12 protein-coding genes are annotated in these 14,246 nt (G+C 58.2%); 11 read left to right on the top strand and 1 reads right to left on the bottom strand.

Annotation, left to right across the window (positions count from 1 at the left end; all coding sequences use genetic code 11):
- Positions 1–559: 559 nt before the first annotated feature.
- The 5 genes from LH464_RS18305 to LH464_RS18285 are packed head-to-tail and all read left to right on the top strand — an operon-like array spanning position 560 to position 6,658.
- Positions 560–2,776, top strand: a complete 2,217-nt coding sequence (locus LH464_RS18305; protein WP_226787847.1) for a TonB-dependent receptor family protein — start codon at positions 560–562, stop codon at positions 2,774–2,776.
- A gap of 25 nt (positions 2,777–2,801) precedes the next feature.
- Positions 2,802–3,818, top strand: a complete 1,017-nt coding sequence (locus LH464_RS18300; protein ID WP_226787846.1) for an ABC transporter substrate-binding protein — start codon at positions 2,802–2,804, stop codon at positions 3,816–3,818.
- A gap of 7 nt (positions 3,819–3,825) precedes the next feature.
- Entirely contained in the window at positions 3,826–4,638 is an 813-nt protein-coding gene (locus LH464_RS18295) for an ABC transporter permease (protein ID WP_226787845.1), read from the top strand.
- Positions 4,635–5,387, top strand: coding sequence for an ABC transporter ATP-binding protein (locus LH464_RS18290; RefSeq protein WP_226787844.1), 753 nt, complete (start codon positions 4,635–4,637; stop codon positions 5,385–5,387). The genes LH464_RS18295 and LH464_RS18290 overlap by 4 nt, the downstream gene beginning before the upstream one ends.
- A complete protein-coding gene (locus tag LH464_RS18285) occupies positions 5,384–6,658 on the top strand; it encodes an NnrS family protein (RefSeq protein WP_226787843.1) in 1,275 nt (424 codons plus the stop codon). Before LH464_RS18290 ends, LH464_RS18285 begins: the two co-directional genes overlap by 4 nt.
- A 24-nt stretch (positions 6,659–6,682) precedes the next feature.
- On the opposite strand, the gene LH464_RS18280 is transcribed toward LH464_RS18285, so the two are convergent.
- Positions 6,683–7,618: a LysR substrate-binding domain-containing protein gene (locus LH464_RS18280; RefSeq protein ID WP_226787842.1), complete on the bottom strand. Its 936-nt coding sequence runs from the start codon at positions 7,616–7,618 to the stop codon at positions 6,683–6,685.
- Positions 7,619–7,745: 127 nt separating this feature from the next.
- Here LH464_RS18280 and LH464_RS18275 point away from each other — a divergent pair, with 127 nt between their 5' ends.
- The 6 genes from LH464_RS18275 to LH464_RS18250 all read left to right on the top strand — a co-directional run bounded on the left by LH464_RS18275 (position 7,746) and on the right by LH464_RS18250 (position 14,246).
- Positions 7,746–8,648, top strand: a complete 903-nt coding sequence (locus LH464_RS18275) for a serine hydrolase (RefSeq protein WP_226787841.1) — start codon at positions 7,746–7,748, stop codon at positions 8,646–8,648.
- Between the two features lie 28 nt (positions 8,649–8,676).
- On the top strand, positions 8,677–10,278 hold the full coding sequence (locus LH464_RS18270) for an ABC transporter substrate-binding protein (protein ID WP_226787840.1): 1,602 nt from the start codon (positions 8,677–8,679) through the stop codon (positions 10,276–10,278).
- 174 nt (positions 10,279–10,452) lie between these two features.
- Entirely contained in the window at positions 10,453–11,385 is a 933-nt protein-coding gene (locus LH464_RS18265) for an ABC transporter permease (RefSeq protein WP_226787839.1), read from the top strand.
- A 59-nt stretch (positions 11,386–11,444) separates the two neighbouring features.
- Positions 11,445–12,263, top strand: a complete 819-nt coding sequence (locus LH464_RS18260) for an ABC transporter permease (RefSeq protein WP_226787851.1) — start codon at positions 11,445–11,447, stop codon at positions 12,261–12,263.
- Positions 12,263–13,243 carry an ABC transporter ATP-binding protein gene (locus tag LH464_RS18255; RefSeq protein WP_226787838.1) on the top strand — a complete coding sequence of 327 codons (981 nt, stop codon included), beginning with the start codon at positions 12,263–12,265 and terminating at the stop codon, positions 13,241–13,243. Before LH464_RS18260 ends, LH464_RS18255 begins: the two co-directional genes overlap by 1 nt.
- Positions 13,236–14,246, top strand: coding sequence for an ABC transporter ATP-binding protein (locus LH464_RS18250; RefSeq protein WP_226787837.1), 1,011 nt, complete (start codon positions 13,236–13,238; stop codon positions 14,244–14,246). The genes LH464_RS18255 and LH464_RS18250 overlap by 8 nt, the downstream gene beginning before the upstream one ends.

Here is a 14,246-nt window from a genome sequence, read left to right as displayed (position 1 = left end):
GCCATCCACCACATCAGGTTAGGCTCGCCGCGGAATTTTTGGTCAGGTGCCTGGATCAGGCGGCCACGCCGGCAACCGTCTTTCAGGTTAGGCTCGCCGCGGAATTTTTGGTCAGGTGCCTGGATCAGGCGGCCACGCCGGCAACCGTCTTTCAATGTGCGATCGCCGTGAGGAGATGCAGATGGGCGGCGATGGCTGAGTGTTTCGAGTAGGAGCATCGGCAGCTTGCGAGCTTTAGGCCGAATAGCTCTGCGTTGAATTTGCAATAGAACCCATGCGAGAACCGGCCGCTCTTTGCGCTAGCACAAAGAGCGGCCGTGCCTGTCAGGTTACGGGCAGCTTATGAAGCACATCCCAATCCGTCTGCATGGTTCCGTACCCATGCCTCAAGTCCTCCCGCTCTGTCGGCGGCCGCGCGCGCTGGAGTTCTGAGAGGCCTCATCGGACTCTTCATTTCCTCCGGTCGACGTGCGGCTTCGCCACCATCGGGGAAGGACGTTTCATGTTTTGTATGAGGGGTAAGGCTTGGACGCGCAAGGTGGCGCCTGGGAATAGGGGGATGCTGGCGAAAGCGTTTGCGGGTCTGCTGGCATCGACCGGAGGTTTTGCCGGACAGGCTTTAGCGCAATCCGCCGCACCAGGGGCGGAGACGGTGCTCGACCCCATTGTCATTGAGGCTGGATGGGACGCATCTCGTGGCATTATCGATGCAAAGCTGAGGCGTCTTGCGGGTGGAGTGGCAGTCGTTTCGTCGGACGACTACGAGGGATCGATAGCACCGACGCTATCGGATGCGCTGGCCGGGGTGCCGGGCGTCGTCGTGCAGGATTTCTTCGGCGGTAACGACCAGCCGCGCATCCAGATCCGTGGCTCCGGACTCCAGCAGAACCCCGTGGAGCGCGGAGTTCTAATTCTACGCGATGGGCTGCCGATCAACAGGGCGGACGGCTCCTATATCGCGGGGTTCGTAAATCCGGCTGCCGCACAGGGGATCGAGGTCTATCGCGGATACATGGCAAACCGTCTGGGCGCGACAGTGCTCGGCGGGGCGATCAATCTGATGTCGCCGCCAGCGGCTGCCGACCCCGCAACTGAACTTACTGCCGGCTTCGGCAGCTTCGGCCAGCGCGGTGCCTCTGCCCGTACGGGGTTTGACGGCGAGCACCTGGACGCGGCCTTCCATGTCGATGTGACCAGACGGGACGGGTTCCGCGATTACAACTCGTCGGAGCGAGTAGAAGTGGGCGGTGTCGTCGAGGCCGAGCTTTCGGATATGGTCACGAGCCGCCTGTTCTTCAGCTACACGGATCTCGGCTTCGACGTGGCGGGGCCAATCAACAAGACTGCCCTCGAGCAGGATCCCTCGCAGGTATCGAGCGGACCGGTGGTCACGCCGGGTGGCATTATCAATCCTGGTCCAAACGTCGCCCGTGACCGGCCCCGCCGAGACGCGAACCAGGCGCTGATCGGTTCACGGACGACGATCGATCTGGGTGACCATCAACTGGATGTCGGCCTTGCCTATACCTATGCCGAGGACAGCTTCCGGTTTCCCATGTCGTCCGGCATTCGTGAAACGGCCGGCGGCGACGCGACCGGCCTCCTCCGCTATGCCTATTCTCCGGATGCAGATGCGCTGCTGCCGCTTTTCGAAGCGACGGCTCACTACGCCTTTGGCTCCGCTGAACGGCACTACTACCTGAACCAGTCCGGCCAGCGAGGGGCGCTGTTCGGCGAAAATGATCTCGACGCCTCGACCCTGTCGCTTCATACGGGGTTCAACATCCCGGTGGGCGATGCGTGGACGATCTCGCCGGCACTGTCCTTTGCGCATGCGGCGCGCGACAGCGACGACACCTATACCGGCCCGACGCGCCCGACGATCGCCTATAACCCTGCGCGACCGACGATGCGTCTTCCGAACGGCGCCGTGCCCGCGGCCAGCACCGACTATGAGCGCTCCTATAGTGCCTGGAGCCCCAGCCTCGGTGTTAGCTTTGAGCCTGTGCCGGACCAACTGTTGTTTGCAGCAGTCAGCCGCAGCTTCGAACCACCAACCCACGACGATCTGCTCGCCACGATCAACGGCACGCCGAACAGCAGCCCAGGGCGGCCTAATCCGGGCAACCCTGCATTGCCCGCAGCAGCCTTTTCCACACCCGGCCTGGAAGCCCAGACCGCCACGACACTGGAGTTTGGCTGGCGCGGAACAAGTGGCAATCTCGGTTGGGACGCGACGACCTATTACTCCTGGGTGGATAACGAGTTGCTTAGTCTGCGAGACGCGACCGGCGCCTCGCTCGGTGCGATCAATGCCGATGAGACAACCCACTTCGGCATTGAACTCGGCTTGACGGCCGATATCAGCGACCGGCTGAGCGGTCGGGTCGCCTATACGTACCAGGATTTCCGCTTCCGGGACGATCCAGTTCGCGGCGACAACCGGCTGGCCGGCGCACCGCGGCACATCATCAACGCAGCGCTCGCCTACGAGGTGACCGAGGACTGGACGGTGTCGACAATTGTGAAATGGGTGCCGGAGCGTACCCCGGTTGATAACATGAATACGCTCTGGGCAGAGCCCTATACTCTGGTCGACCTCAGAACCGAGTACCGGCTCAACGAACATGCCTCGCTCTATGGCGAGATCACCAACGTCTTCGACGAGACCTATGCGTCCTCCACCCTCATCATCGACCAGGCTACCGCGAACCAGGCAGCTTTCATGCCCGGTGACGGGCGCGGCGTCTATGTCGGACTGAAAAGCCGCTTCTGAGTGGCGGATTGAAAGGATAGGTTCCATGACCAAGAAGAGCACCAACTTGAACACCCTGCTCAATAAGCCAATCAGCCGCCGTAGCCTGTGCGCAGGTCTTGCCGCGACCCTTGCAGTCCCCTCCATCGGCCGATTGCAGGCGGCGCCACTTTCCGAACTCACGCTATATGGCCCCCCCGCCGGGCCTTCCATCATCCTGGCCTATGCGGTGGGTGCCGGACTGCTGGGCGAGGTCGCAGATAAGGTTTCATTCAAAGTCTGGCGGACGCCGGACGAGATGCGTGCAGGCCTGACATCCGGCAACATGCAAGCGGTGGTGATGCCGGTTACGGCCGCGGCCAATCTCCACACCCGCGGACTCGGTGTGAAGCTGGCCAACGTGATGACCAACGGGCTGCTTTACGCGATCTCCAGTAACGCCTCGATCAATGGTTTCGGCGACCTCAGAGGGCGGAAGATTACGGTGCCGTTCCCGAACGATACCCCGGAATTGGTCTTCCGTGCGGTGCTGGCCCACAACGGAATGACGGAGGCCGACGTGCAGATCGAGATGGCCGGGTCACCTATCGAGGCAGTCCAGCTGTTGCTTGCTGGTCGCATCGAAACGGCGCTGGTTCCAGAACCAGCGGCAACTGCCGCCATGGTCATGGCAGCCCTGGCGGGCAAGAAGATCCGCCGGGCTATCGACATGCAGGCGGAATGGGGCAAGGTTACCGGCCTGGGTCCGGTGATACCGCAGGCAGGCCTGGCTCTCAGCACCTCATTCATGGAGGAGCATGCAGACAAGATTGAGCCACTGCTCAAGGTCCTTGAAGAGGCGGCCGCTGCCGTTAATGCCAATCCCGCGGATGCCGCCAACCATGCCGCAGCAGCCCTCGAACTACCGCGGCCAGTGATCGAGAAGTCCATCCCCTATTCAAACCTCGCGGCCATCCGCGCTCGTGACGCCCGACCGGCGGTGGACGCCTTGCTCCAGGTAATCGCCAGCACGCAGCCAAAGATGATCGGTGGTCGGATGCCTGACGGGACGCTGTATCTGTGATGAGGCAATGATATCGATGCTGGGAACCCGTGCCGCCAGAACCGGCCGATTCCTCTGGTCTGCCTGGGCGGGCATGGCTGGCCTATCGGTATTTGCAGCTATCTGGCAGCTAGGCCACGAGACCTATGGCAGCTTCATCCTGCCAGCGCCTGCGGAAACGCTGGTGAGCATGGTCGGGCTGCTAGCCGATCCTGAAAACTGGCGGTTGATCGGCGTCACAGCCGCGCGGGCGCTTGTCGGCTTCTCGGCAGCGGCTCTCTTTGGTACCGCAGCCGGCGTCCTTGCTGGCTACCATCCCGCGATCATGCGGCTCGCCCGCCCGCAGATCACACTGCTGCTCGGCGTGCCACCCATCGCCTGGATCGTGCTGATGATGATCTGGTTCGGTAACGGCGCCGGCACGGTGGCGGCAACCGCTGCGGTTGCCGGCCTGCCGGTTGTCTTCATTGGAGCGGCGGAGGGTATCGCCGGACGGGATCGTGGCCTTGACGACATGTCGCGCGCTGTGGGGCTGGGGCCAATCAGCCGACTTGTCCGCATCGCATTGCGGCAGATCTTGCAATCGCTGTTTCCGGCGCTGACGATGGCGCTCGGCACGGCCTTCAAAGCATCCATCATGGCAGAACTTCTGGCAAATGCGGGCGGCGTCGGGGCCGAACTCGCGAGTGCCCGCGCCAATCTTGACGTAGCGGCAGCGCTTGCCTGGATATTGCTCTCCGTCGCGTCACTCATTGCCGTGGAGTATGGGCTGCTGCAACCCGTGCGGGCCGAGGCCGAGGCCTGGCGAGAATCGGCGCGGCCGTGGGGGGTGAAGCGATGACGGTGCTGCAGCTTGAGCAGATTGGCCACGCGTTTCTAGGTCGCACCGTCCTTGATGGCATCGACCTTGCCGTCAAGGCCGGCGAGATGGTGGCGCTGGTTGGCCCCTCCGGCTCCGGCAAGAGCACGCTGGCACATATCGCGGCCGGGCTCCTGGACCCCCGCCGTGGGCGGATCTACCGAAGCTACCGTCACCACGGCGTTATTTTTCAGGAGCCTCGGCTGATGCCGTGGGCGACCGCGGCCGACAACATTGCATTTGGTCTTGTCGCCCACAGTCGCAAAGGATGCCCAATCTTCCGCACACGTGTCGAGGATGCGGCCGCGCGGGTGGCGTTGGAGCCAGCGGATCTCGCCAAGTTCCCGGCGCAGCTTTCGGGCGGCATGCGTCAACGGGTGGCAATTGCGAGGGCTTTGATTGCGGAGCCCGACTTCGTTTTCTTCGACGAACCGTTCACTGCTCTCGACGTAGCCCTGAAGCGGAGGATGCAGGACATCGTGATTGATACCGTGGCCGGCAGCGGGCTTTCCGGTCTCTTCATCACCCATGATCTTTCGGAGGCGGTGCGGATCGCCCACCACATCGTTGTCCTCGATAGCCACGGGCGCGGCGTTGCCGGCGGCCGTTCCGTACCTTCGTCCCCCGGCGAGCGTGACGATCGGATGGTGTTCGAGACGGCGCATGCTTTTCTGACCGAGGATCGGCTGTTCGCGCATGTGAACGATTACAACGAACGGAGCATCACATGACGCCCGTGCCGCGCGACGCAGCATCGAGAAATCTCAATGTCATCGCTGCGATGGGAGGGGAGGGGCTGCGACTGTTCTTCCCGCTCGCAGCCGTGCATGGAGCGCTCTGGCCGCTCCTGTGGGCAATCGGCTACGGCTTCGATCTGCCATTCGCCCGCACCACCGTGCCGGGCCAATGGCATGCCCAGGAGATGATCGTCGGCTCCTTCGGGGCGGCGCTCATCGGCTTCCTCACCTCGGCACTTCCCGAATGGACCGGCACACAACCCATGAAGGGCCGACCGCTCTTCCTGCTGGCGGGGCTCTGGGCCATCGGCCGCATCGCCGGTCTCGTCGGAGCCGAGCCTCTCATCATTGTCTCGGCGTTCGCCGACCAAGCCTGGTTTGCAGTCCTTATTGTCTATGCGGCCCGGCTGTCGTGGTGCCGGCGTACGACAAGCTTCATTGGCTTCCTGCTGTTTCTCGCCACGCTGGCAAGCGCTGCGGGTGCGTTGCGCTATGCCATGCTGACCGATGACTTCGAACTCGGAGAAACTGCGATCCGGACCACTGTATTTGCCTTTCTGGGACTTCTAGGCCTGGCGTTGTCGCGCATAACCGTTCCGGTCACCAACTTCATCCTCGATCCGACAGAGGCAACCTCGCCCTACCGCCCGCACCCGGGGCGGGTAAACCTTGCGCCGGCGCTCGTCGGACTGCTGCTGCTGGCGGAATTGGCCGGCGCCTCTGATGCCGTGCGCGGTTATCTCATGCTTGCGGCGGGGGCAGCCTTCCTCGACCGGGTGGCGGAGGGGTTTATCGGGCGGGAAGCATTCCGTTCTGAAATCTTCGCACTTTCCACCTCCAGCGGCCTTTCGGGCGCTGGCCTTCTCGTCTGTGGATTGTCGCTGGTCGGGCTGCCGTTCTCGTTTGTCGGCGGGTTGCACGTTATGGTCATGGGTGGTCTTGGGCTCGGGGTCCTTGCCGTCTTCTCTATCGCGGGCTTGTTGCACACCGGGCAACCGCTGCGATTCTCGCTGACGGCCAAGAGCGCACTGACAGCGATGTTGGTCGCTGTGCTCTTGCGGGTACTGCCTGAATTTCTTCCCCAGATGGCGCTGCCAGGCGGCGCCCATAGCTTTGCCGCTGCGTGCTGGGCGCTTTCCCTGCTTTTGTGGCTGAAAGCCTATCTTCCCCTGCTCTGGTCTCCGGAGACGCTCGATACAACGTCCGAAAGCGAAGCGCCGGAAGCGTTTCAAGATTTCCGACCACTCAATGCGAGCGAGGCCTAGGAAGTTTCGATGGAAAGCCTTTGCTCAAAGAGCCAAGTGTTCGCGAACCAGTTTCTGATGTGTTTCAGCGCATATTTGAGAGAGATGTGCGACCAAGGCATCAGAACTTGCAACGATAGGTCGATTGATTGGACGTAGAACGGACAGGACAAAATCCTGAGCGGGCAGAAAGGGCTTTAGGACAAGGCCGTGCTTCTCATAACTTAGAGCGGTGAGTGGATTTACGATTGAAACGCCCAATCCTTTCAGCACCAGTTCGCACACGCTATTGGCTGATTGTGATGACAGAAACAGCCGGCGTTTTGTCCCGGCCATGTCGAAAATTCGTTCCACACTCAGCCTATAAGGGTCTTGGGAGCCGAGGCTGATGAAGTTGATGTCCTCAAAATGGTGCGGCTCAAGGTAGTCATGTTGTGCCAGAGGATGATCCGGCGACATGATGGCAACAAGCTTGAATACCCATATTACGCGCGATTCCGCATCTCTTTGCGTATAAACGTCCTCAATCAGACCGACATCAAAATTGAAGCCCGAAATGCCTGATTGGTTGCGGGGATCGACCGTGCTGATCTTCAATGTCAAATCGGGATGAGCAGCATTTAATCGCGCAACCGCTTCGGGCAATATCGTCTGCGCAAAGGCTGGCAGAGAAGCGACGGTCAGCACTTCTTCCGAAGCATCGCGCAAGCGATCGATAAAGCCATTGATACGGTCCAGACCGATGAATGATGCTTGCACCTCCTCAAATAGCTTGAGGGCTCTGGCTGTTGGCACCAATCTTTGCAGGCGCCGCTCAAACAGGCGAAAGCCTATATGTTCCTCCAGTCTTGATAACTCACGCGTAATGGTTGGTTGAGAGGAACCAAGGGCAGCCGCGGCAGCCGTGACGGTGCCAAATTTCATCGTCGCGCGAAAGATTTCCACCTGGCGCAAGCTGATATGATCTTTGCCGGATCCCACTGACTTTCCTTACAAATGGCGACAATTTTTACCACATCATATCGTGGGCGCATAAAGTTCCAATGATGTTTCTATATCACCGAACAAATTTCCATGACTAGATTGCTTTAAAAGTAGGGGAACGGAAATGAGTTCGAAGGCCCAAATACCGGCGACGCATCCGGCAGCACGCGCGCTTTCGGAGGCATTGCAGTCAACCAACGGTTCTCTCGATGAAGGTCGAGTAAGCGTTGCTTCCTGCCTTTTTGATGCTCCCTTACGATTGGCAGATCCCGGCGAATTCCTGAACTCCCCATGGTTCGGGCATCAGGCAACGAAGCCGATTTATCCGGCCAGTGTCGTAAAGCTGTTCTTTCTGGATGCCCTAGCTGCCTTCCGCGAGACAGGCGCACTGGGCGAGCACGCCGAAGACGATCGTGCCGCTGAACAGATGATGGCAATCTCCTCCAATGAAGCCACGGTCTATCTGGTCGGACGCCTGACCGGCGCAGATGATGGGGCGCCCCTGCAGGGAGAGGAGCTTGAAGCATGGTGTGCGGCGCGCCACCGTGTTCAGCAATGGTATGAATCACAGAATCGTTCTGAATTTGCAGGCATCAACGTACTGCATGGTACGTATGAGGACAGCCCCTACGGCCGCGCCAAGCAGATCCGCAATGGCAAAAATGGCAACCTGCTCACAGCCCTGTCTGCAGGGACGTTGATGCACGACATTGCGCGCGGTGCGCGTGCGCGTTCCGATTGGATGATGGGTTTGATGAACCGCGAGTTTCAGCGCCATTCCAATGGTGCTGATCCTGAGGGCGATCAGGTCCGTGGTTTTTTGGTCGAGGGTTTGCCACGGGATGTCATGACGTGGTCGAAAGCAGGTCATACATCATGGACCAGACACGATTTGGTTTACGGGGAAACACCTGACGGCAGAAGTTTCATTCTCTGTGTGATGTGCGACGGAGAATGGTCAGCCAATGACAAGAGCTTCCTGCCCAATTTTGCGCAACTCTTTTACCGGTATGCCTTCCAAAATTGAGACCTAATAAATCAAAAAAGGGGACGTCATGTACTATCGATCTGTTATGAAATCCGCGCTTATGACTGCAGCGCTGTTTGCAGCCATTCCTGCAAGTTCTGTCTGGGCAGATGAGCCGAAGCCAGGTGGCACGCTGCATTTGGCAGCGCCCTATGGTGCTGCTCTCAAAAGCCTTGATCCGCATGCGACTTACACCTCGCAGGACATGGTGGTGTCCAAGGCGTTTCATCGATCCCTCTACACATGGGATTCTGCCAAGAATGCGCCAGCTCTTGATCTGGCTGAACTGGTGGAGACCAGCGAAGACGGTAAAACCTTCACGTATAAGCTTTTTGACAACATATACTTCCACAATGGCCGCAATCTGACGGCAGACGACGTCGTCTGGTCCTATACGCGTGTCATGGATCCGGCGAAGGGCTATCCGGGCGCGGTACAGGTCGGCACACTCGTCGGCGCGCAAGAATATTCCAAGGGTGAAGCTAAGGAGATCGTCGGCATTAAAAAGATTGATGACCGTACATTTTCGCTGACATTCAAGGATCTTCTCGATCCGGGTACGCAATTATTCGAAGCAATCACGGCCATTCTGCCAAAGGAAGAAGTGGAAGGTGAGAATTTCCTTACCCATCCGGTCGGTCTTGGGCCATTCGTTTTTGAAGATCATGTCGAAGGTTCAAAAATCTCCGGTAAAAAATTCGACAAGTATTTCAAGCAAGGCAAGCCTTATGCCGATGCGGTGGATTTCACCATCTCCGGCGACAATAGCGCGCTCGACATGGCATTTCGTGCCGGTGAGCTGGATGCAACTGTTCTGTCAGAAAACGCCTATGTTCTCTACAAGGCTGATCCGGAGCTTTCCAAGGGCCTGATCGAAATTTCGGAAGTGTTCACCCGCCATATGGGCATGAACACTGAAAGGAAGCCATTCGACGATATACGTGTGCGTCAGGCGATCAACTATGCTGTTGATCGTGACATCATCATCCGCAAACTTCTCAAAGACAAAGCCTATAAAGCGACTGGCTGGCTACCGGCGACATCCCCGGCATTTGACAAAGACCGCGCGCCATATCCGTATGACCCGGCCAAGGCAAAGGAACTGCTGGCCGCAGCCGGTTATGCTGATGGCTTTGAAGTGACAGTATCCGTGCTGGAAGCTACGTCGAGCCTCGGTGTCCTGGAAGCCATGATGCCATTCCTCAAAGAGGTCGGCATCACTGCCAAGGCCAAGGTCATCGATTCCAATACGCTTGTTGACGAAATGGATCAGGGATCAGCCTTGGCATGGTTTCGCTCCGCTGGCACCGGACCTGATCCGCTCACCACCTTGCGCTGCTTTGACAGCCGTGTAGGCCGTTCGGGCTGTAACCGCAGCGCCTTCAAAGATCCTGCTTATGACGCAATACTGGATGCGGCCTCGGCCGAATCGGATCCGGTCAAGCGTATCGAGCTTTTGAAGAAGGCAGACGCCTACATTTTTGAGCAGGCGCCTGTCTGGTTCCACAACTACAACAAGGCAGTCGTGGCCATTCAGCCATGGATTCACGGTGTCGACGCCAATGTGACCGAAGCTGCGATTATTGAAGTAGATTCGCTTTGGCTCGGCGATGATGCGCCTGGTCGTTAATTGAGCTGTTGATCCGCTCCGGCAGTTTGGCGTTTTGCCAGACTGCCGGAACATCAGCCCGCAAGCTGAAAAGCCCAGGCTCGACATTTCCCGACAAGTCGGATTTTCCGTGTATGGGTAAGCATTGGCCGCTTTTGTCAGCTTCCGATCAGAACACGATTTATGGATATTCTTATGTTGATGGTGATTGGCAGGCGACTGCTACAATCTCTGGTGACGGTTTTTGCTGCAATAACGCTGGTCTTTTTTCTATTCAGCGTCATGCCCGGCACGTTTGTCTCATCGCTTTCCAGTGACAAGCGCGACATTGACCCGGCGGTTACCGCACGCATCGAAAAAGAACTGGGCCTGAATGATCCGTTGCTGCAGCGGTTCGGCAATTACATCACAGGGCTTGCAAGAGGTGATCTCGGTAAGTCCTTTTCCACGCAACGTCCTGTGACCGCCATGCTGTCCAGTCGCATATCTGCCTCCTTCAGACTTGCCGTTGCCGCCATCGCCTTTGCCATCATCATAGGCTTGCCGCTCGGCTTTCTGGCTGCAGTACGCCAGGGCACATGGCTGGACACGACCGCTATGATTACCGCTGTTTCCGGCCTCTCCTTGCCTGCGTTCTGGTTCGGGCTGCTGGCCATGTATTTCATTTCACTCAAGCTGGGATGGCTGCCCACTTTTGGTTACGGCAATGGCAACTTCAAAAATCTGGTGCTGCCTGCTCTGACGCTGGGGATCGCGCCTATGGCGCTTTTGGCGCGCACGACCCGTGCAGCGATGCTGGAAACCATGAATGCTGACTTTGTCCGCACGGCCAGATCAAAAGGCAATTCGGAATTCCGTATCGTTACCAAGCATATGGCACGCAATGCCTTCGTATTGGTGCTGACGACAATCGGCCTGCAGTTCGGCTCCATGCTGGGTGGCTCGGTCGTCATTGAGAATTTGTTTGCTTGGCCGGGTATTGGTTCGCTTTTGACGCAATCTGTCTCCATGCGCGACATACCGACGGTTCAGGGATGCATTCTGGTGATCGTGCTCTTCTTTCTGATCATCAACACGCTCGTCGATATTGCGTATCTCGCGATAGATCCGCGCATTCGATATCGCTGAGCCAGGATGGACAAGCCTCTCTCTCCGTTAAGCAAATATTTCGAACAGGACAGGCAGCACTGATGTTTCGCTCCAATCTTGTCATAGGGCTCACAATCTTTGTGACCATTATTATAGTGGCGCTATTCGCGCCTTGGATCGCCCACTACGATCCGGTTTCCCACTCCAATCTTCTCTATGCGGAAGAAGCGCCCAGCGCCCAGTTCTGGTTCGGGACGGATGAGCAGGGCCGGGACATCTTCTCACGCATCGCCTATGGAGCGCGTATCTCGCTTTTGATCGGGCTTGCCGTTCAGATGATGAATACCTGCATCGGTGTCTTGCTTGGTCTTTCCGCAGGCTATCTCGGTGGCTGGTGGGACGAATTCGTGCAAAGCCTGACAAATCTGATGCTTTCCATTCCGACCATCGTGTTTGCACTGGCTCTCATGGCGGTACTCGGACCCGGTTTGCCGAGTCTGCTGATCGCCCTTGGACTGACGGACTGGGCCTATAGCTGTCGCATCTCACGGGCGCAGGTTCTGACTCAGAAATCACAAAATTACGTGCAGGCAGCGCGTACGCTCGGCTTTGGAAAATTCTACATCATGCTGCGTGAAATCCTGCCGAACATTGGCGGGCCGCTCATCGTTGTTGCCACTATGGGTGTCGGATCGGCCATCATGGCAGAGGCTTCACTGTCCTTTCTGGGATTGGGTGTCGTTCCGCCAGCACCGAGTTGGGGAGGCATGCTGGCGCGTGCACGGGACCAGTTGATGGTTGCGCCATGGGTCGCGATCTTCCCCGGTCTGGCGCTCTTCATCACCGTGCTCGGCTTCAACATGCTGGGCGACGGCTTGCGCGACCTGCTTGATCCGCACGGGAGGTCAAAACGCTGATGGCTGACAATCCAATTCTGCAGGTCGATAATCTTTCGATCGCACTACGCGCCAAGGGACAGGACTTTCCCGCTGTAAACCAGATCGGTTTCTCTATTCGCGCCGGCGAAGTTTTCGGTCTTGTCGGAGAGTCTGGCTGCGGCAAGAGTGTTTGCGCCCTGACAATTGCGGGTTTGCTGCGCGAGCCGTTGCATGTCACGCAGGGGCAGGTGCTTCTGGAAGGGCAGGACATAAACCGCATGTCCAACAGGGATTTGCGGCGTCTGCGCGGTGATCGTGTGGCCATGATATTTCAGGAGCCGATGACTTCGCTCAATCCTCTGATGACAATCGGCGACCAGATCGGCGAAATGTTCGTGCTGCATAAAGGCATGAGCGCCCGCCAGGCTCGTTTGAAAGCCATCGAGGCACTGGAGCAGGTGCAGGTTCCAAGCCCGGAGCGGCGTATCAAGGACTACCCGCATCAGCTCTCCGGTGGCATGCGCCAACGTGTAATGATTGCGATTGCTCTGGCCTGCGATCCGGCTTTGCTAATTGCCGATGAGCCGACAACCGCACTGGACGTGACCATTCAGGCGGAAATCGTCGAACTGATACTTGAACTGTGCACGGCGCGGGGCACGGCAGTTTTAATGATCTCGCATGATCTGGGACTTGTCGCGCGCATGTGCCATCGGGTGGCGGTCATGTACGCCGGCCACATTGTCGAGCAGCGTCCGGCCGGACAGATTTTTACCGATCCACGCCATCCATATACGCAAGGGCTTGTCGCCTCGCTGCCGCGTCTTGGCCGTCGCTTGCAGGAAGGGCGCTCACGATTAACAGAGATCAAAGGTGTTGTTCCGGGCTTGATGGAACGCGATATCGGCTGCGGTTTTGCTTCGCGTTGTCTGCGTGTCACCGATGAATGCAGGGCGTTGATGCCACCTGTAGCCCCCCTTGATGAACTGGGTTCGATTAGGTGCTTCCATCATGAGTGAACAGGTCATCCCGTCGTTGCATACAAATGCCAACACTGCCGAAGTGCTGGCCATTCGTGATCTGAGCATTCATTATTCTGTTCGCGAAGGCTTCCGAAAAAAGGCGCTCAAGGCGGTCAATGGTATCGATCTGTCCATAAACGCGGGTGAATGCCTTGGTCTGGTGGGGGAAAGCGGGTGCGGAAAATCCACACTTGCTAGCGCCATCATGGGGCTCACTCCAATCACGTCCGGTTCCGTGCATGTGGCAGGGCAGGACGTACCGACTGCGGTTAAAAACGACCCGCTTGCTCAGGCGCGCAACGTGCAAATGGTGTTTCAGGATCCGTTTGCCTCGCTCAATCCGCGTCGTACGGTGCGCGATGCTCTCGCTGCGCCTTTGCGTCTCCATGGCCTGAAAGACAATATCGAGATCGAAGCCCGCGTGATCGAAATGCTGGCCAAGGTTGGAATGAAACCTGAAGCGGCAGACCGTAAACCTCATGAGTTTTCGGGTGGCCAAAGGCAGCGTATCTGCATCGCGCGGGCCTTGATTGTTAAACCGAAACTGCTTGTCTGCGACGAGCCCGTTTCCGCTCTCGACGTATCGATCCGCGCACAGATCATCAATCTGCTGCTGGAGTTGAAAGACGAACTCGGCATCGCGCTTTTGATGATTTCGCACGATCTGGGTGTCGTGGAACATATGAGCGACCGTATCGCGGTGATGTATCTGGGGCGCATCGTTGAAGAGGGCGTCTGGAGTGATATTTTCACCAGTCCGCTGCATCCCTACACACAGGCCTTGATTGCCTCCATTCCGGATCCATTGGCTCCCACAATGCGCCAGCGCCGGATGCAGGGTGAAGCGCCGTCACCTCTTAATCCCCCGCCAGGCTGCGCTTTCAATCCCCGTTGCCCGTCCGCATCCGATAAATGTCGCGAGGGCGATATCCCGTCATTCACAAATTCTGCCGGTGACCAATTTCACCGGGCCCGCTGTCATTTGCTAGAGCAAGGCTAA

It is taken from the genome of Pseudorhizobium xiangyangii (genome assembly GCF_020531965.1).
Lineage (GTDB): Bacteria > Pseudomonadota > Alphaproteobacteria > Rhizobiales > Rhizobiaceae > Neorhizobium > Neorhizobium xiangyangii.
Note: the sequence above shows the minus strand (reverse complement) of the source record. Positions and strands in the feature narration are given on the sequence as shown.

What these genes read in the sequence shown, in the direction of transcription:
- LH464_RS18305 (WP_226787847.1), top strand. Translation starts at nt 560, where the DNA reads ATGCTGGCGAAAGCGTTTGCGGGTCTGCTGGCATCGACCGGAGGTTTT.
- LH464_RS18300 (WP_226787846.1), top strand. Translation starts at nt 2,802, where the DNA reads ATGACCAAGAAGAGCACCAACTTGAACACCCTGCTCAATAAGCCAATC.
- LH464_RS18295 (WP_226787845.1), top strand. Translation starts at nt 3,826, where the DNA reads ATGATATCGATGCTGGGAACCCGTGCCGCCAGAACCGGCCGATTCCTC.
- LH464_RS18290 (WP_226787844.1), top strand. Translation starts at nt 4,635, where the DNA reads ATGACGGTGCTGCAGCTTGAGCAGATTGGCCACGCGTTTCTAGGTCGC.
- LH464_RS18285 (WP_226787843.1), top strand. Translation starts at nt 5,384, where the DNA reads ATGACGCCCGTGCCGCGCGACGCAGCATCGAGAAATCTCAATGTCATC.
- LH464_RS18275 (WP_226787841.1), top strand. Translation starts at nt 7,746, where the DNA reads ATGAGTTCGAAGGCCCAAATACCGGCGACGCATCCGGCAGCACGCGCG.
- LH464_RS18270 (WP_226787840.1), top strand. Translation starts at nt 8,677, where the DNA reads ATGTACTATCGATCTGTTATGAAATCCGCGCTTATGACTGCAGCGCTG.
- LH464_RS18265 (WP_226787839.1), top strand. Translation starts at nt 10,453, where the DNA reads ATGTTGATGGTGATTGGCAGGCGACTGCTACAATCTCTGGTGACGGTT.
- LH464_RS18255 (WP_226787838.1), top strand. Translation starts at nt 12,263, where the DNA reads ATGGCTGACAATCCAATTCTGCAGGTCGATAATCTTTCGATCGCACTA.
- LH464_RS18250 (WP_226787837.1), top strand. Translation starts at nt 13,236, where the DNA reads ATGAGTGAACAGGTCATCCCGTCGTTGCATACAAATGCCAACACTGCC.